The organism is Parasphingorhabdus sp. (assembly GCF_036963805.1).
GTDB lineage: Bacteria > Pseudomonadota > Alphaproteobacteria > Sphingomonadales > Sphingomonadaceae > Parasphingorhabdus.
This window is the reverse complement of the sequence record NZ_JBALUN010000001.1, coordinates 210,461-235,347: the sequence shown is the minus strand read 5'-3', so window position 1 is coordinate 235,347 and position 24,887 is coordinate 210,461. Positions and strand designations below refer to the sequence as shown.

The window sequence follows — 24,887 nt, the reverse complement described above, 5'->3', positions numbered from 1 at the left end:
TTCCGCGTGTACCGCTTATTGGTTATCCAACCACGTCGCGAGCTTTTTGGCAATATCATGAAATGCTTGGCCTTGCAGGCTATCAGAACAAGCCGACGGCGTTCCGCCATCGCTGGACTTGCGAATTTCAATGTCGAGAGGGATACGTCCCAGAAAAGGCATATTCATAGTCTTGGCTGCCGCTTCTGCACCGCCCGCGCCAAAAGGATCGCTAACTTCGCCGCAATGTGGACAGATATAACCCGCCATATTCTCGACCATACCAATAATCGGAATTTTCGCCTGTTCAAATAAATCGACAGCCCTTACCGCATCCATCAGAGCAAGATCCTGCGGCGTAGAAACGATCAACGCTCCGACAGGTTTGTGATTCTGCATCATCGACAATTGCACGTCACCTGTGCCGGGAGGCATGTCGACGATTAAAATTTCGGTATCACCCCAATGGGCATCAATAAGCTGCTCCAGCGCTTTACCCGCCATGGGCCCACGCCATGCAATGGCCTGACCGGGTTTTGCAAGATGCCCCATAGACAGCACAGGAATATCATATTCATTGGGGACCGGTATAAGCTGCTTGCCTTCCGCTTCCGGCCGGCGGCCTTCACAGTTTAACAGGCGCGGCTGTGACGGACCGTAAATATCGGCATCAACCATTCCGACTTTATAGCCTAATGTTTTCAGCGCGATTGCAAGGTTCGCCGACAAGGTGGATTTGCCGACCCCGCCTTTACCACTGCCCACGGCGATCAGGCGGCGTTCGATTTTTTCCGCTGTCATTGCGACATCGACTTTTTCAACGCCATCAAGTTCGAGCAGCTTGCCTTTCACAGCAATTTCGATCTGTCCGCGATCGCGGACATCAAGTCCACTTACATTTAATACCAAGGAAACACGTGCTTCATCAAAACGAACAGTGCTAAATTTTCCGGCTGCGACTTCTTCAAGAGCCGCCTCAATCATAGAAATATCGGTCATTTGCCTCGCATAGTTACACTTTTCTCGGATTGACACTGTTTTTCTGAACGCGCGCTACCTATAAAGAAAATATGGATAAAAAAATTGATGGGCAAGCGCCCCAAAAAACTTTCTTCGGATCGATAGTGAATATGAGCAACCCTTGGGGCAATGACGGCGGAGATGGCGGAAAAGGCGGCGGCCCCCGTAATCCTTGGGGCAGTCCCTCTGGTGGATCTTCGGGCGGCAGTAAAGGCGGTGCCAGTTCACTCGAAGAACTTTTCAAAAAAGGCACCGGTGGCGGATTCAAAGGTGGCATCCCAAAACGGCCCGGTGGTCGCCCGTGGTGGCCCGTCCTGTTATTGGGTTTCATAGTCCTATGGCTAGTATTAACTTCCATCCATCGTATCAGTCCGCAAGAACGCGGTGTTGTTACAACATTGGGCGCTTATTCCCGCACAATGGGAACCGGCCTGCATTTTTCGGCGCCATCTCCCTTTCAACAGGTTCAAAAATTGGACGTCGAAGAAATTCGTACGGTTGACATTCCCGCTGGCGATGCCGAAAAACTTATTCTGACCGGTGACCAGAATATTGTCGACCTCGGTTACTCGGTACGTTGGAATATCAAGTCACCAGAATTATTTCTGTTCCAACTCGCTGAACCGGAAGAATCCATCAAAGAAGTCGCAGAATCAGCCATGCGTGCAGCTGTGGCAAACTTTACGCTCGACGACACAATCGGTTCGGAGCGGAGCGAAATCGAACAGCAGGTTGAACAAAAAATGCAATCCCTGCTCGATAGTTATCGTGCTGGCGTCGTCATCAAAGGCGTGGCGATTAAAAAGGCCGATCCGCCAGCTTCCGTCAATGATGCGTTTAAGGAAGTATCCGCTGCGCAACAAACGGCGCAAACCTATTTGAACGAAGCACGTGCCTATGCACAGCAACTGACCGCCCAAGCGCAAGGCGAATCAGCTGCATTTGATAAAGTCTATGAGGAATATCGTCTGGCACCTCGCGTAACCAAACGACGGATGTATTATGAAACAATGGAGCGGGTATTGTCACAAGTGGATAAAACGATAATCGAAGCGAAAGGCGTAACGCCTTATCTGGCGCTGCCGGAAATCAATAAGCGGAAACCGCAAACGCCCACTATTGAAGCGGGAGCAGCAAAATGATCGGTCGCTTATTCCAAAACCCCGTTGCATTGAGTATCATTGTTATCGGGTTGCTGATGGTACTTGCTAACACCTTGGTCATCGTCCCAGAAACCAGACAAGGCGTTGTTGTACGCTTTGGTGAACCGGTACGGATTGTGAACCGCTATCAAACGGGACAAAATTTTGGTCAAACAGGCGCTGGTCTTATCTCCAAAATTCCATTTTTCGAGCAATTGATCTGGATCGACAAGCGGATACTCGACGTCGAGATGGAGCAGCAACAGGTATTATCTACCGATCAGCTACGTCTACAAGTCGATGCGTTTGCCCGTTTTCGGATAACCGATCCGTTGCGTATGTTTATTGCAGCAGGCGATGAAGCCCGGGTTGCTGACGAGCTTCGTCCAATCCTCGGATCCGCACTGCGGAATGAACTGGGCAAACGGCCTTTTGCGGCCCTGCTTAGCCCTGAGCGCGGTCAGGTGATGGATAATATCCGCACTGGTCTGAACCGGGTGGCGCGCCAATATGGTGCCGAAATCGTCGATGTGCGTATTAAACGCGCCGACTTGCCCGACGGCACACCATTGGAAAGCGCTTATCAACGGATGCGGACAGCGCGTGAACAGGAAGCCCGTACCATCAAGGCTCAAGGAGCCAAACAAGCGCAGATTATCCGCGCCGAAGCGGATGCAAGTGCAGCGAGAACCTATGCCGAAAGCTTTAACAAAGATGCGGATTTTTATGATTTCTACCGCGCCATGAAAAGCTATGAAACGACATTCCGAAGAGGACAGGAAGGCGATCCAAGCTCTTCATTCGTCCTATCACCGGACAACGAATATTTGCGCCAGTTTCGGGGCAATTAATTAGCAATGACGTCCAATCGTGCATTGGTAGATGCCTATTATCAAGCCCTTGCCGGATTGGACGTCAAAGCATTTGGATCCCTTCATCATTCCGATGTCGTATATAATATATGCGAGGGCAAAACCGACAGCGAATTCCCGCTGTAACGGAATGTGGCAGACAAAAAAATCATGCGGCGGCCTGCTATCGACTACATTTGTCGTTTTTTCTGCGGGAGTTCATATTTTTTCGACAAATCAGCTATTTTTGGGTTGCTAATGCAGTTTTTCATACCCAAATATCTCCACGATAGCTTTAAAACGGTCATCTAATGGCTGATCTTGCAGATCGGCTAAGATAGCATTCAAATTCGGTTCATAAATTCTACCCCAATGATTTGTGTAACTTGAATGAATTTGGCATCGTATATTGATTATTGGTGCTGGCAAATTGAGAGGAATATTATTGTGCGATACGCTTATGGAATTTCAGCAGCATTGCTTTTAGCAGGTAGCGTCTCGGCGCTGACCGGTGTTGGTTCCGCTGGTGCGCAAGTCGCTGCGAATGACAGCCGTGCCATAAAAGCCGCCGTGCCTCCCGCCGGCGCACCGATGAGTTTTGCTGACCTGACTGAGCAATTGCAGCCAGCGGTTGTCAACATCTCCACGACGCAAAAAGTGCGTGTGAGTAACAACCCTTTTGCAGGAACTCCATTTGATGGCATGTTCGGTAACCGCGGCGGTGGTGGTGGTGAACAAACCCGTCAGGCACAATCTTTAGGTTCAGGCTTCATCATCTCCGCAGATGGCTATATCGTTACAAATAATCATGTTGTGGCACCGGGAAACCAGAATGCTACAATTGAATCGATCACCGTAATCATGCCGGACCGGACAGAATATGTCGCTACGTTGGTAGGCCGCGATGCTGCATCTGACATTGCTGTTTTGAAAATCAACGCAAAAAAAGACCTACCGTTCGTGAAATTTGGTGACAGCACCGGCGCCCGGGTTGGCGACTGGGTTATCGCCATTGGCAATCCCTTTGGCCTTGGCGGAACAGTGACAACCGGTATATTGTCGGCCATTCATCGCAATACCGGACAGGGCGGCGCTTATGACCGCTTCTTGCAAACCGATGCATCGATTAACCGCGGCAATAGTGGCGGCCCTATGTTCGATCTGAACGGGAATGTTATCGGTATCAACAATGCGATTATTTCGCCCACCGGCGGCAATGTCGGCATCGGCTTTGCTATTCCAGCGGAAGTAGCAGCACCCATCGTAGATATCTTGCGCAAAGGCGAAAAAATTGAACGCGGCTATTTGGGCGTGCAGATTAGCCCCCTAACCGAAGATCTAGCAGATTCTCTTGGTCTGGAGAAAAACCGGGGAGAATTTATCCAGAGCGTTGTGCCCGGCGAAGGTGCCGCCAAAGCGGGCATACAGGCTGGCGATGTCGTGGTAAAAGTCAATGGCCGGGAGGTAACTCCAGATCAGACGCTGTCCTATTTGGTAGCCAACTTGCCGGTGGGCACGAAGGTTCCCATTGAAATTCTACGTAATGGGAAGACAGTCAAACTGAACGCCACCTTGGGAACGCGCCCTTCTGAAGAAGAATTGGCTACCAGCAGTTTTGACCCCGATGCCGAAGATGCAATGGGCGAAGATGAAAATGGTGCCAGCGCAGATGCCACAGCTCAGGCATTGGGACTATCGGTCGTTGACCTGACGCCGACCATAGCACGCCAGATTGGCGTACCGGCCACGCAAGAAGGTGTCGTCGTCTCTACCGTAAATCCAAACGGTGATGCTGCTCAAAAAGGCATCAGGCGCGGATTCCTGATTACTAGCGTCAATCGTAGTGCAATTAAAACATCTGCCGATTTGGACAAAGCCATCGCTTCCGCCAAACAAGCCAAACGCGAAGCAGTCTTGCTGCAGGTGAAACGCGGAACGCGTGATGCTCGTTTCATCGCCGTACGTTTGAAGGATGACTAACGCAGGTCAAACATTGTAACATTACCAAAAGGCCAGTGCATCACACTGGCCTTTTGCATTAGGCACAGATACCCTTCACTCTCAATAGATTGAGAGGATTCGGGAATGGTGGACGCAACAGAGATTTTTTTGGGCCTAGGCGGCAATGAGCGCCAGAGCCTAAACCTCAAGCGCGCTAATCGTCACGGCCTGATCGCCGGCGCAACCGGTACCGGAAAAACCGTTACATTGCAGGGCCTAGCTGAAAGCTTTTCTGCCAATGGAGTTCCCGTATTTGTCGCAGATGTTAAAGGCGATCTGGCAGGCATCTCGATGGCGGGGTCACCCACCTTCAAACATGCCGACAAGCTGGAAGAACGCGCAGCCGAACTGGGCATGAGTGATTATGCCTATTCCGACAATCCAGCTATATTCTGGGACCTCTATGGCAAACAGGGCCATCCGATCCGTACCACAATCAGTGAAATGGGGCCGCTCTTGCTCGCCCGCCTGATGGACCTGAATGACACACAGGAAGGCGTGCTCAACATCGTATTTCGTTTTGCCGACGAAGAAGGTTTACTGCTTCTGAACCTTGATGACCTTCAATCCATGCTGGCTTACACGTCGGAAAACGCCAAGGAACTGTCGGCCAAATATGGCAATGTCAGCAAAACCAGCGTCGGCGCGATACAGCGTCAGTTGCTGCAACTCGACAGCCAAGGCGCAGGCCAGTTTTTCGGCGAGCCTGCGCTGGAAATTGACGACTTTATCAAATGTGATGACCAAGGCCGCGGCTATATTAATGTGCTTGCCGCTGATCAGCTCATGCGCAGCCCAAAACTCTATGCAACCTTCCTCCTCTGGCTGCTCGCTGAATTATTTGAAACACTTCCCGAAATTGGCGATCCGGAGAAACCGAAACTCGTCTTCTTCTTCGACGAAGCGCATTTGCTGTTTGAAGATGCGCCCAAAGCATTGGAAGACAAGATTGAGCAGGTCGTACGCCTGATCCGTTCCAAAGGTGTCGGAGTCTATTTTGTGACCCAAAATCCAGTCGATATTCCCGAAGATGTCGCAGGTCAGCTTGGCAACCGGGTACAGCATGCCCTCCGCGCCTTTACGCCGCGCGACAAAAAAGCGATCAAGGCCGCAGCCGATACGTTCCGGATCAATCCCGATCTAGATGTAGAGGAAGCGATTACAGAGCTTCGCGTTGGAGAAGCATTGGTCTCCACCTTGATGGAAGATGGCGCGCCTTCGATCGTCCAGCGGACGTTGATCAAGCCGCCCCGGTCTCGGCTCGGGCCTGTCACCGCCAAAGAGCGGGCAATCATGCAATCCATCTCACCCTATGATGGTAAATATGATGAGGAGATAGACCGGAATAGCGCCGAAGAAATATTGGCACAGAAAGCCATTGATGCCACTGAAACCGCACTAGAGGTAGAAGAACAAGGCGAAACCGAGGTTGGCAAGCGCGCACGTAAAAGCAAAAGCATCTGGGAAAAGGCATTTAGTCGCGGTACAAAAGTCGCCGTAGGGTCTGCCGCAGGGATTGCCGCCTCTACAATGCTGGGGAAGAAATCCCGGGCAAACCCGATGCGTTCCGGCGTGACGTCCGCTGTCGGTTCGGTTGTGACGGATCTTGCCGGACCGGTTGCTGGGCGTTTTGTTCGAAACCTAATCGGTGGATTAATGCGTTAAGTTTGCAAAAGTGCCGCACGATAGCCAAGATATATAGGTCAGCCCTTATTACCAAAAAAGTTGGCGGCAATATCCTTTGCGATTCGCATCGGTCGCATCGTATCGGCGTCAATGCAGCACCAGCTTGATTGCACTTCTGCCAGAACATCTTCACCCCGGCGGATGATCGTACTGTAGAAGGCACGCGCGCCGTGGATTTTTTCGAGCAATACTTCGGCGATAACATCATCATCCAAAAATGCTGGTTTCCGGTAGGTTATCTCATGTTTCAAGGCTACCCAGAGATGGGTAGCCAATGCTTCTGAAGGAGCAATTTTCTGCCAGTGAGAGACCACGGCATCTTGCACCCATTTTAGATAATTGGCGTTATTCACATGGCCCATAAAGTCGATATCAGCGGGCAAAATGGCAATATTATGATGGTGGGGAATATTTGTCATGTTATTGACAATAATGTCGGCAACGACCGATTGACAGGATAAAAGCATAAAGGTGGCAGATTGACGCCAACATATCACCTAAATCAACCGCGTCCCCGATAAGAGGCAACGCCTTGCTCCGGTATCCATAGCCCCTTGGGTGGTTCGCCCGATTGCCAGAAGACATCAATCGGAATACCCCCGCGCGGATACCAATAGCCGCCAATGCGTAGCCATTTTGGTTTCATCTCGGTAAAAAGCCTGCGCCCAATACCCACCGTGCAATCCTCGTGAAAGGCAGCATGGTTGCGGAAAGAACCCAGAAATAATTTCAGTGATTTGGATTCCACAATTGTCTCATCCGGCGCATAATCTATTACAAGATGGGCAAAATCAGGCTGTGCAGTGACCGGACAAAGTGATGTGAATTCCGGCACGGCAAAACGCGTGAGATAAAGCTCCCCCGCCCGTGGATTTGGTACATAATCGAGAATCGCGTCTTCGGGTGAATTCGGTAAAACGCTATCTTGCCCTAAAAATCGTGGCGCATTTTTTGTCATATCAGTATCGGTCATGCAGATCATCTAATGCACGGGGCGGCTCATGTCATCCCCGCGCGCATATTCATTGGCGGTTCACTAAATAAAGCCACAAAACGGAATTAAGGGTGGAAAAGGGCAATGGCTATAAACCACATGATAATAACGATGCGCGCAAGATCGCTGGCAATGATCGTCGCCGGTATAGTCGGTCTATTTGCGGCCATTTCTGCACCAGCAATGGGCCAAGCGGTACCACGAGAATTACCGCCCGGCCCTCTGCCGGAATTACCGTCCGTAAGCGAATATTCCCTACCGCCGGGTGACAGCCAAGCACCCGTAACCAATCCGGCACAAGGCCCAACCGAGGAGAATATATCCCAGCCAAGCGCCCTACCCAGCCGCAATACCACCGCTCCGAAAGCACCTAACGCGCCGCCTATCATCCGTACGGTTCCTAACAATGGCTTGCCGCGAACCGGTAATGCGCAACCAAATGCCAGTGAAGGCCGACCTGCCCCCAAAAACAACACGCCGCCCAATTTATCCTTCAACCCCGCTGAAGAGCCATCAAGCGGCCCCGCTACGACTTCGTCAGTGAGCGAAAGCCCGCAGATCGGAGATCAATCACAGCCGGGTTTTTCCAGCGATTTATCCAATCCGTCCGAAGCATCCGATACTCCCCTCCCCAACTCCAAACCGGAACCGATGGCTTCTAGCAGCATGTCAGAAACCGGACAGGGTCAGAATATAGCAATCTATGTTGGCGCGGCCCTGGCCTTTCTTTTGCTCGGCGGCATCGGTATCTATTTCTGGAGACGCAAATCATCACTGCCATCCCAAGAGGAGACAGAACTAGTCGAAGCGGAAGTAGCGCTACCCATTCCCGCGCAAAAGCCCAGAAAACCAGCGCCGAAAATCTATTCGCCGCCGAACCCGTCTGAGCCGGCCGAACCTTCGACGCCTCGAAACCCATCTCCTGTCTCATCAGATGGTTTTATAACCTCTAAAACTGGTATCCTGCCTCAAAGGCCGCGCACGGACATGGCTACGCCACCAGTGGCTCCAAAGCGCGAAACCGTTTCAATGACAAGCTCGGCTAAACATTTGCAAATCGAATTTATCGCCACGGGTGCATCATCCACTTTGTTAAATGCGGTGCTTAACTATACCCTCAAACTGTCCAATATATCTGAGCAGGATTTGCGCAATATTCGCTTGTCCGGCACAATGACACAGGCAGATGCAGAATCCGCTAAATCTGGCGCTAGCGAGTTAACTGGTCAGCTTCATGGTGCGCTTCAAAAGGTGGAGACACTATCCGCTGGCGAAGCGGTAACCCTAACCGGAGACATTCGCGTGCCGTTAAATTCCATCCGCCCCATTATTTTCAAATCACAGGCGCTGTTTATACCTTTGGCGCGCTTTGGCGTTGATTATATAGATGACACAGGTTCGCCGCATCAGCATATTTCCTCCTATATTGTCGGGCGGGAATATGAACCACGACGCCCGAAAATGGCACCATTTCGGCTTGACCAAGGCCCCCGCAATTTTGCGCGGGTCGGGCAACGGACCTTGAACAACGCTTAGACTTACCAAGCCTGATATCTGCGAACGAAACATGAACTGTTTCAAACATGAGATAAGCGGTGGATTTGATAAGCAATGCGATATAGATTCAAGGGCTTGAACACGAATCGATAAATTTTGTCATATTTGAAGTTGAGGCATCTAGACCCTCTGCTTGCACTAAGGAGCATAAAATGGAACTGCTGGTAACAACCGACTGGCTTGCAAATGAACTAGGCGCGTCGGATTTGCGCATTGTTGATGCCACCAAATTCATGCCCGATGCGGGGCGCGATGCAGCGGCTGAATATGAAGCAGGCCACATTCCCGGCGCAGTTTTCATGGACCTGAGCGAGCTCACAGACACGAATAGCGCGATTGACAATATGCTTCCACCACCGGAAAAATTTGCCAGCCGCATGCAATCATTGGGCCTCGGCGATGGTAGCCGCATTGTGCTTTATGATGACAGCCCGATGAAAACCTCAGCCCGCGCATGGTGGATGCTTACCATATTTGGTGCGCATGAAGTTGCGATATTGGATGGCGGCATTGCCAAATGGAAAGCCGAAAGCCGTCCGCTTGAAACTGGTAAGGAAGCGCTCCGGCACCGTCATTTCACCGTCTGGAAAGACGATAAGGATGTTCGCACAAAGGCAGATATGCTTGCCAACCTCCATAGCAAGGCCGAGCAAGTCGTCGACGCACGTTCTGCGGGACGTTTCTCCGGTGCGGAAGCAGAACCGCGTCCCGACATGGGTTCCGGCAGTATTCCGGGTTCCGTCAACATTCCACATAGCGAATTTTTTAATGCCGATGGCACATGGAAAAATGCTGACGAAATGAAAGCATTATTCGAGGGTGCTGGAGTTGATCTTGATAAGCCTTTGGTGACAACTTGCGGGTCCGGTATGACGGCGGCAGTCGTTTCATTCGCAGCAGCCATGGCAGGCGCTGAAAAAGTAGCACTTTATGACGGTAGCTGGTCCGAATGGGGTGCTGATAAAGATACGCCCAAAGCCACGGCCTGATCATTGCTAGCTATTGGACCAACGATTGACCGATAGCCCCGAAAGCTCAAACAAACCGGCGACGCAGGCTGTCACAAGCGGCAGGCGAAAGGAATGGACAGGCGCAGTTGTCAACCCGCCGGTTTGGCGCGCCAGTACCCATCTTTATGATAGCGTTGCGGCGTTAAGGTCAGGCCTATCGTCCAACGCAGATGGTCATTTTTTCTATGGTCGTCGCGGTTCGCCTACCCAATGGTCTCTGGCTGAGGCGCTCACAATCATGGAGCCGGGCGCTGCTGGAACCATGCTTTATCCATCGGGTGTTGCCGCTATTGCCTGTGCGATGTTGGCGGTTCTTAAACCCGGTGATGAAATCCTGCTGACCGATAGCAGCTATGATCCCAGCCGCAGCTATGCTGACTCGTTCCTGAAGCGAATGGGCATCACCGCCCGCTATTATGATCCGCTGATCGGCGCTGAGATTAGCAAGATGTTCACGGAGAAAACCAAGGCCATATTGCTCGAAAGTCCCGGAAGTCTGACTTTTGAGGTACAAGATATTCCCGCCATATGCGCAGCGGCTAAGAAAGCCGGTATTGTAACATTGCTCGATAATACTTGGGCAACATCCCGCTTTTTCCCCGCGATGGAAAATGGCGTTGATATTTCCATTGTTGCCGCAACCAAATATATTGTGGGGCATAGCGATGTCATGATGGGTGCCGCAACGACCCACGCAAAATATTGGACGACGCTGCGGCGCACCGCACAGCAAATGGGCCAGGTCGTATCACCTGATGACGCCTATCTTGCCGCGCGCGGCTTAAGAACGCTGGAGGTTCGGCTGAAACAGCATGAACAATCCGCATTAAAAATTGCCCATTGGCTCAAAGCTAGACCGGAAGTCGGGAAGCTGTTGCACCCCGCCTTATCTGATTGCCCAGGACATGACATTTGGCAACGGGATTTCAAAGGATCGACCGGCCTCTTTTCGTTCGAGCTTAAAGATGGAGACGAACAATCGCGCGCAGCCTTTATAGATGCGCTTACCATATTTGGCATTGGCTATAGTTGGGGCGGGTTTGAAAGCCTTGCCCTTCCTGTCGACCCAGCCAAGCATCGCACCGCGACCGATTGGACTATGACAGGCGCATTGGTGCGACTTCATATCGGTCTTGAAGACCCTGATGATTTAATCGATGACCTTGCCAAAGCTTTTGAACACTATAACAATAGCTTATTATGAAGCAGAAATTTATCGGTTATCTTGAGTCATTGTCTCCTGATACACCGAATAACATCCAATTTTTAGAGAGCGCCATAGCGGCGGGACTAGTTATATTGGCGCTTGTTGCGGGCTGGTTCCTTAGCAAATATATTGGCCCCAAGTTACGCCATATCTGGGAAGTGCGCGCTGGCTATGAGAGCGAATTAGCGGGCAGGCGCATCCGCGATATGACGCGGCGCGCGACTACTTTTATATTATGCGGGTTTCTCCTGTCGATCTGGGATTGGCTACTGATCTCGCAGGTGATTTTTGCTCTCACCATCGCAATAACAATGGGACTGTTTACCAACGACCTGATCAGGGGCGTAAGAATGCCAGATTGGCTTGGTACGGTCATGGGACTGACAGTCGGTATATCGGCCGCTCTTGGCCTTGTCGGGAATATTGATAGAATCACCATTGCGCTTGAACGGGTGGGTATCGACGTCGGCACTCATCGTATCTCGCTGCTCGCCGTCGTCACGACCATCATGACCGCGGTCATTCTATTAGCGCTCGCGCGCGTGTTGATGAAACTGGTGAGTCATGTAATTTCCAACAGTCAACTCGACGGTGCCCAAAAACTACTTGGGCAGAAACTATCTACTGTCGCAATTCTCGGCGCAGCCTTCATTCTGGGGCTGGACGTATTGGGTATTGATCTCACTGCATTAGCCGTTTTCTCGGGTGCATTTGGTCTCGCGATAGGTTTCGGTATGCAAAAGACTATCGGTAACCTCATTGCCGGAATCATCCTATTGATGGACAGATCGATCAAGCCCGGTGATGTGATCGCGGTGGGAGATAGCTTTGGTTGGGTGAACAAGATCGGTGTTCGCGCAGTTTCAGTTCTCACACGCGAGGGAAAAGAACATCTGATTCCTAATGAAAATCTGATGACGCAGGAAGTTGAAAACTGGTCCTATTCGAATAAAAATGTACGGATCAGCATACCCGTCGGCGTATCTTATAACAGCGACATGGATCAAGTCATTGCGTTAATGAAACAAGCCTGTGTCGACGTTCCGCGCATCCTTAACCATCCCACGCCAGTAGTCTGGATGCTTGAATTTGGCGACAATAGTGTGAATTTTGAAATTAGATGCTGGATCAATGACCCGCAATCAGGCGTGGGTAACTTCAAGGCTGCGGTATTGAAACGCGTATGGGATCTGTTCAAGGAACATGGTGTGGAAATACCGTTCCCGCAGCGCGATGTGCATATCAGAACGCATACTACACAAGATAAGAGTGATTTACCTGCCGATTAACAGTTTATTTGCGGAGCAGGCCCAATGTCCGCTGACCAGATATCTGGATTTCCTGCATCAGTCGCCGAGTGGCGGTATCAATGCCTTTTCGTCCCGCTGAGTTCAGCTGGAACAGAGCCTTTGCCCCTGACTGCGCCATAACAGCCAGTTCATCACATCCACGATCAAACCGCTTTTGAGTCATTGGAAGGCTATTATGGTAATAAGATTCCATTGCCGCTTGATCATTGAGTACGAGCGACGCCGGTTCTGACAATCCCGCCATATGCGCCATAAGTGCGGCGACCGATTCCACCGCTTGTAAACGCTCAAAGCTCTCAGCAAAATCGCCGCTATGAGCATTTGGTTTTTCTATGGAATCAATTTTTGACATGCTGCGATGATAAAGGGCCATAGTTAACAAGTGATCAACAAAGGGGTTTGTGGCGCACCGGCACTTTGTAACATTATTGCAACACTAAAAAAATATGTCACCATCACTGTCTTTTACCGGTTGTGCGACGCAGCATTATGCTGCAACTTTTACCCGCTTGTTTAGAGATTGTCTGTCGCCAGCCTTGTTGGCGCAATAAAAAGACAACCGGGGGGGCAAATTACAGGAGGGGCGACTCGCATCAACAAAAAGGAATCTTTATGCGCACGTCCAAAACAACATTTGGCATCAAAGCCAAATCCGCAATTATCGGTCTTTCGGCCGTCCTATTCACAACCACCGCAGCACCTGTTTTCGCTCAAGAAATCGAAGGCAGCGGTCTTACAGTTTCTGGTAATGCCACACTGACATCTGATTACCGCTTCCGCGGCCTGTCTTTATCCGACGGTGATATCGCAATTCAAGGCGGCATTGATGTTGCTCATGAAAGCGGTTTCTATGTTGGTACTTGGGCCTCTTCCATCGAAGATAGCCCAACCTACGGCCACACCGAGCTCGACGTATATGGCGGCTGGTCCGGTGAAGTCACCCCAGGTCTAACCGTCGATGTTGGCTTGCTTTACTATGTCTATCCAAACGGTCAGAACGGCGCAGGTCCAAGCGACTATTTTGAGCCTTATGCTTCTGTTTCAACGACAATTGGTCCAGTTGAATGGAAATCCGGTATCGCCTATGCTTGGGATCAGTCTTCCCTTGGCAATGACGACAACGTCTATATTTACACCGGTGTTTCCGGCGGCATTCCGAATACGCCAATTTCTCTTAATGCCAATATCGGCATTAATGATGGCTCATTGGGTAATCCAGTTGGCGTCCTCGGCGATGACAATTACATCGATTGGAAACTAGGCGCCGATTGGGCAGTCACCGAGAATCTGACCGCCAGCATCGCATATACAGATACCGATGCGCCTGCGGTTAACAAGTTCACAGACAGTGCTGTTGTGTTCAGTCTCGGCGTATCCTTCTAAGCCTTATAGGTTTTGAATTCACTCTTGGATTCGTCACACATGAAGAGGCCGCTCTTGGGGAAGAGCGGCCTTTTTTATGACCGCTAGCCCTATCTAGCTAGCCGCGATCATTTTTTTTGTGGCCAGTGCCTGCGGGTTATTAATAACCGATTCCATATCTCCCATTTCGACAATATGGCCTTCCTCCAGCACCGCAATGCGATGGCAAAGCCGCCGGGCAATGGCGATATCATGGGTGATGAAAATGATGCTAAGCGCATTGGCTTTTCGCAAATTTACCAGCAGTTCCAATATGGAAGCTCCAACCAAGGGATCAAGCGCCGATGTCGCTTCATCGAGCACCAATAGCTGCGGACCGGCAATGATAGCCCGGGCAATAGCAACACGCTGCGCCTGACCTCCCGATAAGCTTTTCGGGGAACGATCAAGATAGGCCTCACCTAACCCCACATCATCAAGCACTTTTAGCACCATCTCCTCGCGCTCTGTTCGGCCAATCTCAGGCCGCAGGCTTTTTAGCGGTTCCGCCACAATATCGTGAACCTTCCACTGTGGATCTAAGCTCGCCACCGGATCTTGAAATACCGGCTGAATCAAGGCCCGCATAGCCAGAGTTCGCGCACGATGTTCAGGCAAGGCCTTATCTTGCCAATTTATCGATCCGGAAGTCAGTGGACCAATACCGGCTATCGCCCTACCCAGAGTCGATTTGCCTGATCCCGAGCTCCCAACAATAGCTAACCCCTCACCCTTATGAACATGCAAACAGGCAGCGGTTACAGCATTTATTTTCCCGCGCCGCCAGCCGGGCCGCGGAAAACTAATGGTCGCAGCCTTTGTTTCCATCTGAATATCACCAACTGCCGGTAGGTCAGGCGCAGGTTCATCGAGGCGCGGGGTGGCAGCGATCAATCTTTTTGTATAGTCTTGCTGCGGATTGGCGATGAGCTGCGCTGTGGGGCCACTTTCCATCACCCTGCCCTGGTCCATCACGATCAGATGATCAGCATGTCCCTCAACCGAGGCAAGATCATGGCTAACCAGCAACATCGCAAGCCCCTGTTCTCTGCGCAGTTCATCGAGCAGCTCCATGATTTCGCCGCGCAAATTTGCGTCGAGTGCGCTGGTTGGTTCATCAGCAATCAGCAATTTAGGATGATGGGCAATGGCGGCTGCGATCATGACCCGCTGCCGTTCTCCACCGGATAGCCGATGGGGAAACTGATCCAGCCGCTCGTCCGGCCGCGACAGTCCGACACGTTCCAATTTCTCTATAAGTTGGTATTTTGACAAAACCGATGGGCCAGCCTGAGCAGCCGCTTCCCGAAGCTGCGCCCCGATGGTCAAATGGGGAGTCAACGCCGTCAATGGCTGTTGAAAAATAAAGCCGGTCGATCGGCTACGCGCCGTTCGCCTCTGGACCGCATCTGCCCGGACCAAATCGATTCCGTCGAGTATTACCGAACCGGACAGTTTCCCGGGCGTCAAACCAAAGGGCGTAAGACAAGATAAGCTTTTGCCTGATCCAGATGCTCCAATAATCGCAGTGCATTGGCCCTGCTCCACATTGATATTCACACCTTCCACCAGACGCTTGCCATCAATTTCGATGGCCATATTCCGGATTTCATAAAGGCTCATGAATATATGTCTCTTAATCGCTCGCCCTCGACGGTCAGACAAACTAGAATCACTACCAGCAGCCCGCCCGGCAAGAAAAGGCCGAGCGGGGTCATATCCATATCGTCAGCGCCTTCCTTGACCAATATGCCAAGGGAAGTCAGCGGTTCCTGCACACCCAGACCAAGAAAGGACAGAAAGCTCTCGACCATCACCACTTGTGGTACTGTAAGCATCAGATAGGCAAGAGCAACGCCCGCAATATTGGGCAGGATATGCGTAAGAATGATCCTAAGCGAAGGCGTACCAGCAGCCTCGGCTGCCAAAATAAATGGCCGCTGTTTCAGTGCCATTACCTGCCCTCGCACCACACGGGCCATTGTAAGCCATTCGATCAATCCGATACCAATAAATACCAGCAGGATCGAACGGCCAAAGATCACCATCAGCAAGATCACAATGAACATAAACGGTAGTGCATAAAGCGCATCGACAAAGCGCATCATCGCTTCATCAACTTTTCCGCCAACCCAGCCTGCCGTCGCGCCCCACGCTATGCCGACAAACAATGACACCAAAGCAGCGGCAATCGCGACCATCAAAGTTACTCGCGTTCCCGCCGCGAGACGTGCGAGGCGATCGCGACCGATTTCATCTGTACCGAAAATATGCGTTCCACTAAACGCCGGCGCGCGCACGGCATCCCAGTCGACCTGATCATAAGTCCATGGCAAGATTGTTGGTAGGATCAGTGCTAATATAATCAGCAACAATATAATCCAAAGAGGCCAATGGCTGCGCTGTAACAACACTTTCATTCTTCACGCATCCGCGGATCCAGCCAGCCGTATATCAGGTCAGAAAATAGGTTGAACAATATTATGAGCGCCGCATAAAGCGTAACCACGCCTAGCACCAAAGGATAATCCCGGTTCAGCGCACCTTGTACAAAATAGCGCCCTAATCCGGGCAATCCGAAAACAGTTTCCACCACCACCGCGCCCGTTAGCAAACTCGCTGCCGCCGGTCCCAGATAACTAGCTACCGGTACCAGTGCGGGACGCAAGCCATGTTTGAACAGGATTTTTATTTCCGGCAATCCGCGAGCTCTGGCGGTGCGGATATGATCCTGTTTTAACACCGTGGCCAGACCAGCTCTCGTCAATTTGGCGATGGCACCGGATACCGGAAGTGCAAGCGCTACGACAGGCATGAGCAACCACGACAAACCTTCACCAGCACCCGAAACCGGTAACAAACCAAGCCACAATCCAAAAAACAAAGCCAAAGCAGGCCCCGTGACAAATGTCGGCAATGCGGTCGCCACCGTTGCCATTATCATCATGGCCTTGTCCGCTGTCTTGCCCGCCTTAACCGCAGCAAAAAGACCCACCGAAATGCCAACGAACAAAGCCAATATTATAGCCAACCCTCCCAGCATTAGTGATAATGGCAATCCTTGCGCCACCAATTCTGTCACCGTAAAATCGCGATACACCAGTGAGGGCCCGAAATCGCCTTGAGCAAGTCGAGAGAGATAAAGCCACGCCTGTTCCCAAAGCGGTTTGTCGAGACCATAAGCGATTTGTAACGCCGCCTGTGTTTCCGGCGATAACGGTCGCTCTCCGTCAAATGGACCGCCGGGAGCAACACGCATCAAAAAAAAGGATGCCACTATAATCGCAAGCAGCGTCGGAACCGCTGTCATTAACCGCCTTGCGATTAGTGCTAACATCTAGCGTTACAGGTCCATACCACCGAAACAACTGCGCACTTCGTGAAGAAACAATTTGGGCACTTCCATAGCAGCGAAATGACCTCCTTTTGAGGGTTCTCCCCAATATCGAAGGTTTTTGAAGCGTTGTTCAGCCCAGCGACGGGACGGTACTACAATTTCATTAGGAAAAATGCTGCAGCCCGTTGCCAAATGAACCGGTTCAAAATCGGGACTACCAAAGCTCTCTCGATAGAGCCGGGCCGAGGACGCCCCTGTATTATTGATCCAATACAGCATGATATTATCGAGCAGACGATCGCGATCAAAACTGTCATCCGGCGTTGTTGCTCCATCGGACCAGCCTTGAAACTTCTCAAGAATCCAAGCCATTTGGCCCACTGGAGAGTCAGCAAGTCCAAAGCCCAAAGTCTGTGGTTTGGTGCGCTGAATTTCAGCATAGCCTCCCCCCTGTGTTTGATAAGCCCCAAAACGTGCGAGCGAAGATTGCTCATCTGGCGTCGGATTTTGGAGCACCTCTTCCGGCGGTGCTCCAGCGACGACGAGATTAATATGGATACCGGCACAATGACCCTGGTTTTGGACACCGATAGCCGAGGTGACGAGCGCGCCCCAATCGCCGCCCTGTGCAAAATAGCGATCATAGCCCAGCCGCAACATCAATATATCCCAAGCCTTTGCAATTCTTTCCACGCCCCATCCGGTTTCGGTTGGTTTCCCAGAAAATCCATATCCGGGTAGTGATGGAACAACCAGATGATAGGCATCCTTTGCCTTACCACCATAGGAAACAGGATCAGTCAGCGGTCCGATAACGTCCATAAATTCAATTATCGAACCCGGCCAACCGTGTGTCATTATGAGGGGGCGGGCAGTAGCTTCCGGGGACAGGATATGCATGAAATGGATATCGATCCCGTCAATCTCCGTCATATGGTGCGGATATTGGTTGAGCATATCCTCACACCGGCGCCAGTCATAACTATCCCGCCAATAGTCAGCGACTTTCTGAACATAATCGAGCGGGATACCCTGACTCCAGTCGCCCACTGGCTCCGGATCAGGCCAACGTGTCATGTCAATCCGTGTGTTCAAATCGTCCAAAGCAGATTGCGGAATATCAATCTGAAAGTCTCTGATCGTATCACTCATCGCATCATCTCCTTCGCCGTCTGGATTACATCGTTGGCACCGGCGTTTCTCCCGAATAGTCATAAAAACCTTTACCGGTTTTGCGCCCCAGCCAGCCAGCTTCGACATATTTCATCAATATTGGTGCAGGACGATATTTGGGATCACCAAAGTCATTTTGCAGAACCCGCAATATTTCGAGCAGCGTATCAAGACCAATCATATCAGCCAAGGTAATCGGGCCCATCGGATGCCCCAGTCCCAATTGTATGCCGCGATCGATATCCTCCATCAAAGCAGTCCCTTCACCTAGAGCGAAAAATGCTTCGTTGAGCATCGGCAACAAAATACGATTAACCACAAAACACGGCGAGTCCTTTGCATGTACTGCCTGCTTTCCGAGCGCCATCACATAGTCATTCGCCATAGCAACGCTATGGTCGTTGGTCGCAAGCCCGCGAATAACTTCAACCAAGCCCATTAACGGAACCGGATTGAAGAAATGCACGCCAATGAACCGGGATGGATCTTTGACGGACTGCGCCAGCCGTGTGATTGATATGGAAGACGTATTGGTCGCCAACAACGCTTGATGGCCCAAAATTTCGGACGCGGCTCCAAAAATTTGACGCTTGACATCTTCACGCTCGGTCGCGGCCTCTATGATGATATCGGCACTGGCCATCGGGTCCAGAGTCCCTATCGTTTCTATCCGGTCCAGCGCGGTTTTTGCCGCTTGTTGCTCGATTTTTTCTTTTTCGACTAACCGCGCTAATTGCTTGGCAATTCCTGCCTTGCCCTTTTCCGCAATCTCCTGGTTCATATCTGACAAATAAACATGATAGCCCGCCTGCGCGGAAACCTGCGCAATTCCAGCACCCATTTGTCCTGATCCGATGATACCGATTGATTTCATTATAGTCCCTTTTCTTTGTCATTACCGAGTTGTTAATGCTGACACCAGAAGGCACTAGCGATTGTCTGTCAAACTGGCTAGATTACAAATATGCCCCCTATTATTTCCACTATTGGCTTATTTGCCTTTTTAGCTGCGGCGACAGCAAGTGTGTCGTCGCCGATCCCGCAACCCACTCCCGCACCCGGTGAGATAAAAGTCTTCAAAGACTGGTCGGTCGGATGCGACAATATCGGCAATTGTCAGGCGGTTTCTCTGGTAGCCGACATGTCTGGCAGCGCTTATGATGACTGGGGCGGACCAATTTCAATTACCCGCACGCCCGATGATGAAGATATTCTAAAAGTCGTAGTGCTATTACAGGACGGGAATATTGACCGCTTCAAGATGCTTGTTGATGGCCGTTTGGTTGATACCGGCCCGCTTATTGAGGGCGATTATGCAATAGAAATTGTCGGCACAGACGCGGCAAAAGTGACGAGTGCCATTATAAAAGGCAAAAAGTTGCAAATAATCGGTCCGGATGGACAAAATTTAACTAAAATATCGCTTGCCGGCTCCACAGCCGCCCTGCGCTATATGGATGCCAAACAAAAACGCGCATATACTCGAACCGCTTTGGTATCCAAGGGTCGCCGCACGTTTAAGCCGCTTCAGATTGAGATTCCAACAATATCGGTAAAGCAATGGGAAACAGCAAAACGTATCCCCGCAACCACCGAGATTGTCGATCTGGTGGAGAATTCGGTTTGCAAAGATGAACGTTTTGGTGTCGTCGAGGATCAAATCTATCCGATGGGTAAAAAAGACGGCCGCCATCGCGCGCTTGTACTTATATCCTGCGGTTCCGGAGCCTATAATTTTTCAAGCGCGCCCTATATCGGTGAAATTAAAGGCAATGAGAAAGATGGAGCGAGTTGGGCCTTCCGTCCTGCAACCTTTGATCTACAACCCGGATGGGGCGGAGAGGGTCGCGCTCCTTTGCTAGTCAATGCGCATTGGGATGCAGAAAACCAGATATTGAGCAGTCACGCCAAGGGCAGAGGATTGGGCGATTGCGGAAGCGCCGAAAGTTTTGTCTGGGATGGCGAGCAATTTCGCCTAATCGAAGCCAGCAGTATGGAGGAATGTCGCGGCGCCTATGAATGGATTACCACATGGCGCGCTAAATATCAGAAGGCGGCAGCACCAGCTAAAAAGGGTCCAGCAAAACAGGTTCACTCGCCCGAATAAGCAGTAGACCCTCTCCTATGGTGCGTGCTTGAATGCATCCGCCTTTGCCAGAACCAGTGAGAAATAATCCCGTTCGTCGCTCCATTCACAGACCGGCGACCAGCCGCCAGCCCGAAGCATCAAACGCGCATCGCGCAAACCATATTTATGGCTATTTTCAATGTGGATTTGCTGACCTTTTGCTAAATTAAACGAGCGATTATCAATTGAAAAACAGACGTCCGACTGGGCTTCCAGATATATTTCTATCCGCGCAAACAAGTCATTCCAGACAGCGACGTGACGGAATTGATCTACAGCAATATCACTGTCTAATTCGCGATTGATCCGATGCAATAAATTCAGCGAGAATTCTGCCGTCACCCCGGCACTATCATCATAAGCCGCAACGAGCGTATCCGTATCTTTAACCCGGTCAAAGCCAATCAAAAGCTGAGAACCAAGTCCTAGTGTCTCTCGCATGAAACGAAGCAAGTCGACCGATGTCCGGGCAATCATATTACCAATCGTCGATCCAGGAAAGAAGCCTAGCTTAGGCATATCTTTCACTTCATCCGGCAAATTTAATCGCCGCATAAAATCTGCTTCCAGCGGGTAAATAGCCAGATCAGGAAATTGCTGCTGTAACTGCGCAGCACTATGCGCCAGAAATTCACCAGAAATATCAATCGGCACATAGGCGGCGGGGTCAGCCGCGCGCAACAAATGCGGGGTCTTCGTCGAACTGCCGGAACCAAATTCTATCACCGCGCGATTGCTACCAGTCATTTCGGTAACTTCGGCGCTATAGCGTTTCAACAAGTCGGTTTCTGTACGTGTCGGATAATATTCCGCAAGATCGGTAATCTGTTCAAATAATTCCGACCCTTGCCGATCATAAAGCCATCGCGCAGGGATTGCATAAATTTCACGCTCAAAGCAGCGCAAGACATCATCTTTGAAAGCCGAGTCAACGCGGCTGGTAGTCATATCCATGGATAAGAGCGTCCTTTGCGCGATTAAAGATCTTTGGCGAGCCGCAAGCCGGTATATTGCCAACGTTGGTGGGGGTAAAAGAAATTGCGATATGTGTCCCGGATATGGCCCGGAGGAGTCACGACGCTTCCGCCTTTGAGTACAAATTGGCCTGACATAAATTTGCCGTTATATTCTCCGACTGCGCCCTCAGCTGCTTTGAATCCGGGGTAAGGGCGATAGGCACTACCGGTCCATTCCCAAACACTGCCGGTAGCGGGTAATCTATTTTGCTTGGCGACCTCCCATTCTTGCTCGGTCGGAAGCCTTGCTCCCGCCCAACTGGCATAGGCATCAGCCTCATAAAAACTAATATGGCGAACCGGCGCGCATAGAACCAGTTCACGCCAGCCTTGCAGGGTAAATTCTTCGGTCACGCCATCACGCCCCCGCCAGTGGAGCGGTGTATCAATTTTTTGTTTCTGTACCCAAGACCAGCCATCGGACAACCAATGTCGCGGGTCGGCATATCCGCCATCCGCCACAAATCTCTGCCACTCACCATTGGTCACCGGACGATCGGCGATCGCATGGGGATGCAGCATAACTTCATGGCGTGGGCCTTCACAATCAAAGGCAAACCCCACTCCGTCGTGGCCGATAGATTGCAAACCATTTGCGCCTTCAATCCATCCAATCGGGGTTTCGATAATCGCAGGCCGTGGCTTTGGCTCAAGCAAAGCTGGCCCAAGCGGGTTACATGAAAACAAGTGCAATATGTCGGTCAGCAGCAATTCCTGATGCTGCTGTTCATGATGCAAACCGAGTTCAACCAGATCCAGCAAAGCGTCCGAAAATCCTTCTATCGCCGACATCATAGCCGCATCTATATGAGCCCGGTAATTCAGCACGTCCTCCAGTGATGGCCTAGTCAACAGGCCGCGCTCTGGCCTCGCATGTCGCGCACCTTCTGCTTCATAGTAGCTGTTGAATAAATAGGCATAAGCCTCATCGAACACGCCATAGCCCGACACATTGTCGCGCAGCAGAAAGGTTTCAAAAAACCAAGTGGTATGGGCCAAATGCCATTTAGCTGGAGAAGCATCATCCATCGACTGGGCGGTAGTATCAGCGTCGCTCAATCCGGTGATCAGCAACGCACTATGGGATCTTATGGACTCAAACCTGTCCGCTAAATCCTTTTTTCTCGGGGATTTCTCGATACTTCCCGAATACGTCGTTCTAGTTTCGGCTTGGCGAGTGATTGGTCCTACTCCGTCCGTTCATCATATATAGAACATAGCGCGAACGACCTTGGGGTCAACCACCTATATTTGCGCCTGCAGGTTGCACATTTTCTAGTCGCGTTGCATTTAAGCGATGGACCTACTTGTTAGCGGGATGCGCCGGGAACCCATAATATGTCGGCTTTCCCGTGTTCATTAAGCATCCGGCCAAGGACAAAAAGATAGTCCGACAGCCGGTTGATATAGGCGAGGGCCTGAGGGTTAATTGCCATGAGCTGTGCCGCCGCCACGGCAGTCCGTTCCGCCCGGCGCGCAATTGCACGTGCCAAATGGATCGCTGCTGCGGATTTGTCACCGCCTGGCAGAATGAAGCTAGTCAGCGGATCGAGATGATCATTGACGGCGTCAATCTCTCCTTCGAGTCGTTCTACCTGTGATAGTGTGACACGAAGTACCATTTCCGATGGCGCGAAATCGTCGCCTTCACTTGCCGGCGTAGCCAAATCTGCGCCAAGGTCGAACAATTCATTCTGAATCACACGCAGCGACTTGACCAATGGGGCATCTGCAACCTCGCAAATCGCGACGCCAAGCGCACTGTTCAGTTCATCCACATCACCAATGGCCGCCATGCGCGCATCGTTTTTTGCAATACGCGATCCATCGACCAAGCCGGTAGTTCCGTCATCACCGGTCTTTGTATATATCTTATTGAGCTTGACCATCCAGGATAGATTTTAGCTTTGGCCGCCAGCCAACAACAACAGCAACGCAACCAAAACCACTGCAATAGCCTGATATTTTACCCGAGCAAACATCATCTGGTTTTGCTTTTTATGCGACGCCGTCACGCCATCAGCATCAACATCTTCCGGTTCCATATTCGCAAAAGCGATCAGCCCCCGCGCTAACGCAAAAACAACGGCGCCCGCGGCTACCAGGATCAATAATATCAATATATAGCTCATGACTCTTAACTAGTCCTTCGACAGAGTAATTCCAACCGGGAAAATGCCTTTTCGTAAATTTTCCGCCAGTTCACGGCCATTCTTACCCGCTTCGCGCAAGAAGGCCAATGAATCAGAACCCCGGCTCTTCGAGAGCTTATGGCCCGTTTCATCGAGCAACACCGGATGATGAACATATTTCGGTGTCGGCAATTCCAGCAACGCTTGCAGCAATCGGTGGATATGGGTCGAGGGGAATAAATCATTACCGCGTACGACGTGGGTAATATCATCCCGCGCATCATCCAATGTAACGGCGAGATGATAGCTGACCGGTGTGTCTTTGGGGATTAATACGACGTCTCCCAAGGAGGCCGGATCAGCAATTTGCTCGCCATGCCGTTCATCGTGCCAAGTCAGTTTGCCAGCTAAATGAACCGCCTTTGCAACATCCAGTCTCCAGCTATATGCCTCATCCGTCATTCTTGCACGCGCGACCTGATGATCGAGATCACGACAAGTTCCGGGATAGATCGGGCCGTCCGGTCCCTCGCCTAACCCTTCGCTTTCCTGCACCGCGCGCATTTCTGATCGGGAACAAAAGCAAGGATAGAGCAAACCTAAGCTCTTTAACCGCTCAGCCGCTTCGGCATAACTGTCCAGCCGCTTAGATTGAAAAATCACATCTCCGTCCCAATCGAGGCCCAGCCAAAGCAAATCATCCAATATCGCTTCGACAAATCTGGGTTTGCTACGGCCGATATCAATATCTTCGATCCGCAACAGCAATGACCCGCTATGTGCCCGAGCATAATCATAAGCTATACAAGCAGCATAGGCGTGCCCTAAATGCAGCCATCCATTGGGGCTAGGCGCAAAGCGCACCACAACATCTGGGCGAACATCTCCACTTGACCTCATAGCGAAGATAATGTTGTCTTGTTGTCGGTTGTAATGACCATGT

At 51.1% G+C, this 24,887-nt stretch carries 25 protein-coding genes; 11 read left to right on the top strand and 14 right to left on the bottom strand.

Features of this window, described 5'->3' with window-relative positions:
• Window positions 1-15: 15 nt before the first annotated feature.
• Window positions 16-978: an Mrp/NBP35 family ATP-binding protein gene (locus tag V7676_RS01160; RefSeq protein WP_335657826.1), complete on the bottom strand. Its 963-nt coding sequence runs from the start codon at window positions 976-978 to the stop codon at window positions 16-18.
• 131 nt (window positions 979-1,109) lie between these two features.
• On the opposite strand from V7676_RS01160, the gene hflK reads away from it, so the two are divergent.
• The 5 genes from hflK (at window position 1,110) to V7676_RS01135 (ending at window position 6,658) form a co-directional block, all read left to right on the top strand.
• The gene (gene hflK / locus V7676_RS01155; protein ID WP_335657825.1) at window positions 1,110-2,141 is read left to right on the top strand and encodes an FtsH protease activity modulator HflK; all 1,032 of its coding nucleotides are present in this window, start codon (window positions 1,110-1,112) and stop codon (window positions 2,139-2,141) included.
• A complete protein-coding gene (hflC, locus tag V7676_RS01150; RefSeq protein WP_335657824.1) occupies window positions 2,138-2,992 on the top strand; it encodes a protease modulator HflC in 855 nt (284 codons plus the stop codon). Before hflK ends, hflC begins: the two co-directional genes overlap by 4 nt.
• Before the next feature lie 6 nt (window positions 2,993-2,998).
• On the top strand, window positions 2,999-3,139 hold the full coding sequence (locus tag V7676_RS01145) for a hypothetical protein (RefSeq protein WP_335657823.1): 141 nt from the start codon (window positions 2,999-3,001) through the stop codon (window positions 3,137-3,139).
• 300 nt (window positions 3,140-3,439) lie between these two features.
• Complete coding sequence (locus tag V7676_RS01140; protein WP_335657822.1) at window positions 3,440-4,972, top strand: Do family serine endopeptidase; 1,533 nt, start codon at window positions 3,440-3,442, stop codon at window positions 4,970-4,972.
• A 105-nt stretch (window positions 4,973-5,077) separates the two neighbouring features.
• Window positions 5,078-6,658 (top strand): helicase HerA-like domain-containing protein, encoded by a 1,581-nt coding sequence (locus V7676_RS01135; protein WP_335657821.1) that lies wholly within the window; start codon window positions 5,078-5,080, stop codon window positions 6,656-6,658.
• Window positions 6,659-6,696: 38 nt separating this feature from the next.
• On the opposite strand, the gene V7676_RS01130 is transcribed toward V7676_RS01135, so the two are convergent.
• Together V7676_RS01130 and queF are read right to left on the bottom strand one after the other, a co-directional pair.
• Entirely contained in the window at window positions 6,697-7,098 is a 402-nt protein-coding gene (locus V7676_RS01130) for an acyl-CoA thioesterase (RefSeq protein ID WP_335657820.1), read from the bottom strand.
• Window positions 7,099-7,181: 83 nt separating this feature from the next.
• Window positions 7,182-7,652 carry a preQ(1) synthase gene (queF, locus tag V7676_RS01125; RefSeq protein ID WP_335657819.1) on the bottom strand — a complete coding sequence of 157 codons (471 nt, stop codon included), beginning with the start codon at window positions 7,650-7,652 and terminating at the stop codon, window positions 7,182-7,184.
• Window positions 7,653-7,757: 105 nt separating this feature from the next.
• Here queF and V7676_RS01120 point away from each other — a divergent pair, with 105 nt between their 5' ends.
• From V7676_RS01120 to V7676_RS01105, 4 genes are all read left to right on the top strand, one after another.
• Window positions 7,758-9,209 carry an LPXTG cell wall anchor domain-containing protein gene (locus V7676_RS01120; protein WP_335657818.1) on the top strand — a complete coding sequence of 484 codons (1,452 nt, stop codon included), beginning with the start codon at window positions 7,758-7,760 and terminating at the stop codon, window positions 9,207-9,209.
• Window positions 9,210-9,382: 173 nt separating this feature from the next.
• Complete coding sequence (sseA, locus tag V7676_RS01115; RefSeq protein ID WP_335657817.1) at window positions 9,383-10,219, top strand: 3-mercaptopyruvate sulfurtransferase; 837 nt, start codon at window positions 9,383-9,385, stop codon at window positions 10,217-10,219.
• 25 nt (window positions 10,220-10,244) lie between these two features.
• Window positions 10,245-11,444, top strand: coding sequence for a cystathionine beta-lyase (metC, locus tag V7676_RS01110; protein ID WP_335657816.1), 1,200 nt, complete (start codon window positions 10,245-10,247; stop codon window positions 11,442-11,444).
• On the top strand, window positions 11,441-12,736 hold the full coding sequence (locus V7676_RS01105; RefSeq protein ID WP_335657815.1) for a mechanosensitive ion channel family protein: 1,296 nt from the start codon (window positions 11,441-11,443) through the stop codon (window positions 12,734-12,736). Before metC ends, V7676_RS01105 begins: the two co-directional genes overlap by 4 nt.
• Window positions 12,737-12,740: 4 nt before the next feature.
• Here the strand turns inward: V7676_RS01105 and V7676_RS01100 are convergent, their stop codons facing one another.
• Window positions 12,741-13,109: a hypothetical protein gene (locus tag V7676_RS01100; RefSeq protein WP_335657814.1), complete on the bottom strand. Its 369-nt coding sequence runs from the start codon at window positions 13,107-13,109 to the stop codon at window positions 12,741-12,743.
• Window positions 13,110-13,369: 260 nt separating this feature from the next.
• Between V7676_RS01100 and V7676_RS01095 the strand changes: the two genes are divergently transcribed.
• Window positions 13,370-14,140, top strand: coding sequence for a TorF family putative porin (locus V7676_RS01095; RefSeq protein ID WP_335657813.1), 771 nt, complete (start codon window positions 13,370-13,372; stop codon window positions 14,138-14,140).
• Window positions 14,141-14,233: 93 nt separating this feature from the next.
• Here V7676_RS01095 and V7676_RS01090 read toward each other — a convergent pair whose 3' ends face one another.
• From V7676_RS01090 to V7676_RS01070, 5 genes are read right to left on the bottom strand one after another with little or no spacing between them, the layout of a single operon-like run.
• A complete protein-coding gene (locus V7676_RS01090; RefSeq protein WP_335657812.1) occupies window positions 14,234-15,781 on the bottom strand; it encodes an ABC transporter ATP-binding protein in 1,548 nt (515 codons plus the stop codon).
• Window positions 15,778-16,578 carry an ABC transporter permease gene (locus V7676_RS01085; protein ID WP_335657811.1) on the bottom strand — a complete coding sequence of 267 codons (801 nt, stop codon included), beginning with the start codon at window positions 16,576-16,578 and terminating at the stop codon, window positions 15,778-15,780. Before V7676_RS01085 ends, V7676_RS01090 begins: the two co-directional genes overlap by 4 nt.
• Window positions 16,575-17,495, bottom strand: a complete 921-nt coding sequence (locus V7676_RS01080; protein ID WP_335657810.1) for an ABC transporter permease — start codon at window positions 17,493-17,495, stop codon at window positions 16,575-16,577. Before V7676_RS01080 ends, V7676_RS01085 begins: the two co-directional genes overlap by 4 nt.
• Window positions 17,496-17,501: 6 nt before the next feature.
• A complete protein-coding gene (locus V7676_RS01075; RefSeq protein ID WP_335657809.1) occupies window positions 17,502-18,647 on the bottom strand; it encodes an epoxide hydrolase family protein in 1,146 nt (381 codons plus the stop codon).
• A 25-nt stretch (window positions 18,648-18,672) separates the two neighbouring features.
• Window positions 18,673-19,542: a 3-hydroxyacyl-CoA dehydrogenase NAD-binding domain-containing protein gene (locus tag V7676_RS01070; RefSeq protein WP_335657808.1), complete on the bottom strand. Its 870-nt coding sequence runs from the start codon at window positions 19,540-19,542 to the stop codon at window positions 18,673-18,675.
• A gap of 90 nt (window positions 19,543-19,632) precedes the next feature.
• On the opposite strand from V7676_RS01070, the gene V7676_RS01065 reads away from it, so the two are divergent.
• Window positions 19,633-20,775 (top strand): DUF1176 domain-containing protein, encoded by a 1,143-nt coding sequence (locus V7676_RS01065; RefSeq protein WP_335657807.1) that lies wholly within the window; start codon window positions 19,633-19,635, stop codon window positions 20,773-20,775.
• A gap of 15 nt (window positions 20,776-20,790) precedes the next feature.
• Here V7676_RS01065 and egtD read toward each other — a convergent pair whose 3' ends face one another.
• The 5 genes from egtD to gluQRS form a co-directional block, all read right to left on the bottom strand.
• On the bottom strand, window positions 20,791-21,750 hold the full coding sequence (gene egtD, locus V7676_RS01060) for an L-histidine N(alpha)-methyltransferase (protein WP_335657806.1): 960 nt from the start codon (window positions 21,748-21,750) through the stop codon (window positions 20,791-20,793).
• Between the two features lie 23 nt (window positions 21,751-21,773).
• A complete protein-coding gene (gene egtB / locus V7676_RS01055) occupies window positions 21,774-22,952 on the bottom strand; it encodes an ergothioneine biosynthesis protein EgtB (RefSeq protein ID WP_335658875.1) in 1,179 nt (392 codons plus the stop codon).
• A gap of 170 nt (window positions 22,953-23,122) precedes the next feature.
• On the bottom strand, window positions 23,123-23,701 hold the full coding sequence (locus tag V7676_RS01050) for a cob(I)yrinic acid a,c-diamide adenosyltransferase (protein WP_335657805.1): 579 nt from the start codon (window positions 23,699-23,701) through the stop codon (window positions 23,123-23,125).
• Window positions 23,702-23,713: 12 nt separating this feature from the next.
• Window positions 23,714-23,944, bottom strand: a complete 231-nt coding sequence (locus tag V7676_RS01045; protein ID WP_335657804.1) for a hypothetical protein — start codon at window positions 23,942-23,944, stop codon at window positions 23,714-23,716.
• A gap of 9 nt (window positions 23,945-23,953) precedes the next feature.
• Entirely contained in the window at window positions 23,954-24,844 is an 891-nt protein-coding gene (gene gluQRS / locus V7676_RS01040; RefSeq protein WP_335657803.1) for a tRNA glutamyl-Q(34) synthetase GluQRS, read from the bottom strand.
• Between the last annotated feature and the right edge of the window lie 43 nt (window positions 24,845-24,887).

Excerpts from the sequence above, each read along its gene's own strand:
- V7676_RS01160 (WP_335657826.1), bottom strand. The coding sequence starts at position 978 with ATGACCGATATTTCTATGATTGAGGCGGCTCTTGAAGAAGTCGCAGCC.
- hflK (WP_335657825.1), top strand. The coding sequence starts at position 1,110 with ATGAGCAACCCTTGGGGCAATGACGGCGGAGATGGCGGAAAAGGCGGC.
- hflC (WP_335657824.1), top strand. The coding sequence starts at position 2,138 with ATGATCGGTCGCTTATTCCAAAACCCCGTTGCATTGAGTATCATTGTT.
- V7676_RS01145 (WP_335657823.1), top strand. The coding sequence starts at position 2,999 with ATGACGTCCAATCGTGCATTGGTAGATGCCTATTATCAAGCCCTTGCC.
- V7676_RS01135 (WP_335657821.1), top strand. The coding sequence starts at position 5,078 with ATGGTGGACGCAACAGAGATTTTTTTGGGCCTAGGCGGCAATGAGCGC.
- V7676_RS01130 (WP_335657820.1), bottom strand. The coding sequence starts at position 7,098 with ATGACAAATATTCCCCACCATCATAATATTGCCATTTTGCCCGCTGAT.
- queF (WP_335657819.1), bottom strand. The coding sequence starts at position 7,652 with ATGACCGATACTGATATGACAAAAAATGCGCCACGATTTTTAGGGCAA.
- V7676_RS01120 (WP_335657818.1), top strand. The coding sequence starts at position 7,758 with ATGGCTATAAACCACATGATAATAACGATGCGCGCAAGATCGCTGGCA.
- sseA (WP_335657817.1), top strand. The coding sequence starts at position 9,383 with ATGGAACTGCTGGTAACAACCGACTGGCTTGCAAATGAACTAGGCGCG.
- V7676_RS01105 (WP_335657815.1), top strand. The coding sequence starts at position 11,441 with ATGAAGCAGAAATTTATCGGTTATCTTGAGTCATTGTCTCCTGATACA.
- V7676_RS01100 (WP_335657814.1), bottom strand. The coding sequence starts at position 13,109 with ATGTCAAAAATTGATTCCATAGAAAAACCAAATGCTCATAGCGGCGAT.
- V7676_RS01095 (WP_335657813.1), top strand. The coding sequence starts at position 13,370 with ATGCGCACGTCCAAAACAACATTTGGCATCAAAGCCAAATCCGCAATT.
- V7676_RS01090 (WP_335657812.1), bottom strand. The coding sequence starts at position 15,781 with ATGAGCCTTTATGAAATCCGGAATATGGCCATCGAAATTGATGGCAAG.
- V7676_RS01085 (WP_335657811.1), bottom strand. The coding sequence starts at position 16,578 with ATGAAAGTGTTGTTACAGCGCAGCCATTGGCCTCTTTGGATTATATTG.
- V7676_RS01080 (WP_335657810.1), bottom strand. The coding sequence starts at position 17,495 with ATGTTAGCACTAATCGCAAGGCGGTTAATGACAGCGGTTCCGACGCTG.
- V7676_RS01075 (WP_335657809.1), bottom strand. The coding sequence starts at position 18,647 with ATGAGTGATACGATCAGAGACTTTCAGATTGATATTCCGCAATCTGCT.
- V7676_RS01070 (WP_335657808.1), bottom strand. The coding sequence starts at position 19,542 with ATGAAATCAATCGGTATCATCGGATCAGGACAAATGGGTGCTGGAATT.
- V7676_RS01065 (WP_335657807.1), top strand. The coding sequence starts at position 19,633 with ATGCCCCCTATTATTTCCACTATTGGCTTATTTGCCTTTTTAGCTGCG.
- egtD (WP_335657806.1), bottom strand. The coding sequence starts at position 21,750 with ATGGATATGACTACCAGCCGCGTTGACTCGGCTTTCAAAGATGATGTC.
- V7676_RS01050 (WP_335657805.1), bottom strand. The coding sequence starts at position 23,701 with ATGGTCAAGCTCAATAAGATATATACAAAGACCGGTGATGACGGAACT.
- V7676_RS01045 (WP_335657804.1), bottom strand. The coding sequence starts at position 23,944 with ATGAGCTATATATTGATATTATTGATCCTGGTAGCCGCGGGCGCCGTT.
- gluQRS (WP_335657803.1), bottom strand. The coding sequence starts at position 24,844 with ATGAGGTCAAGTGGAGATGTTCGCCCAGATGTTGTGGTGCGCTTTGCG.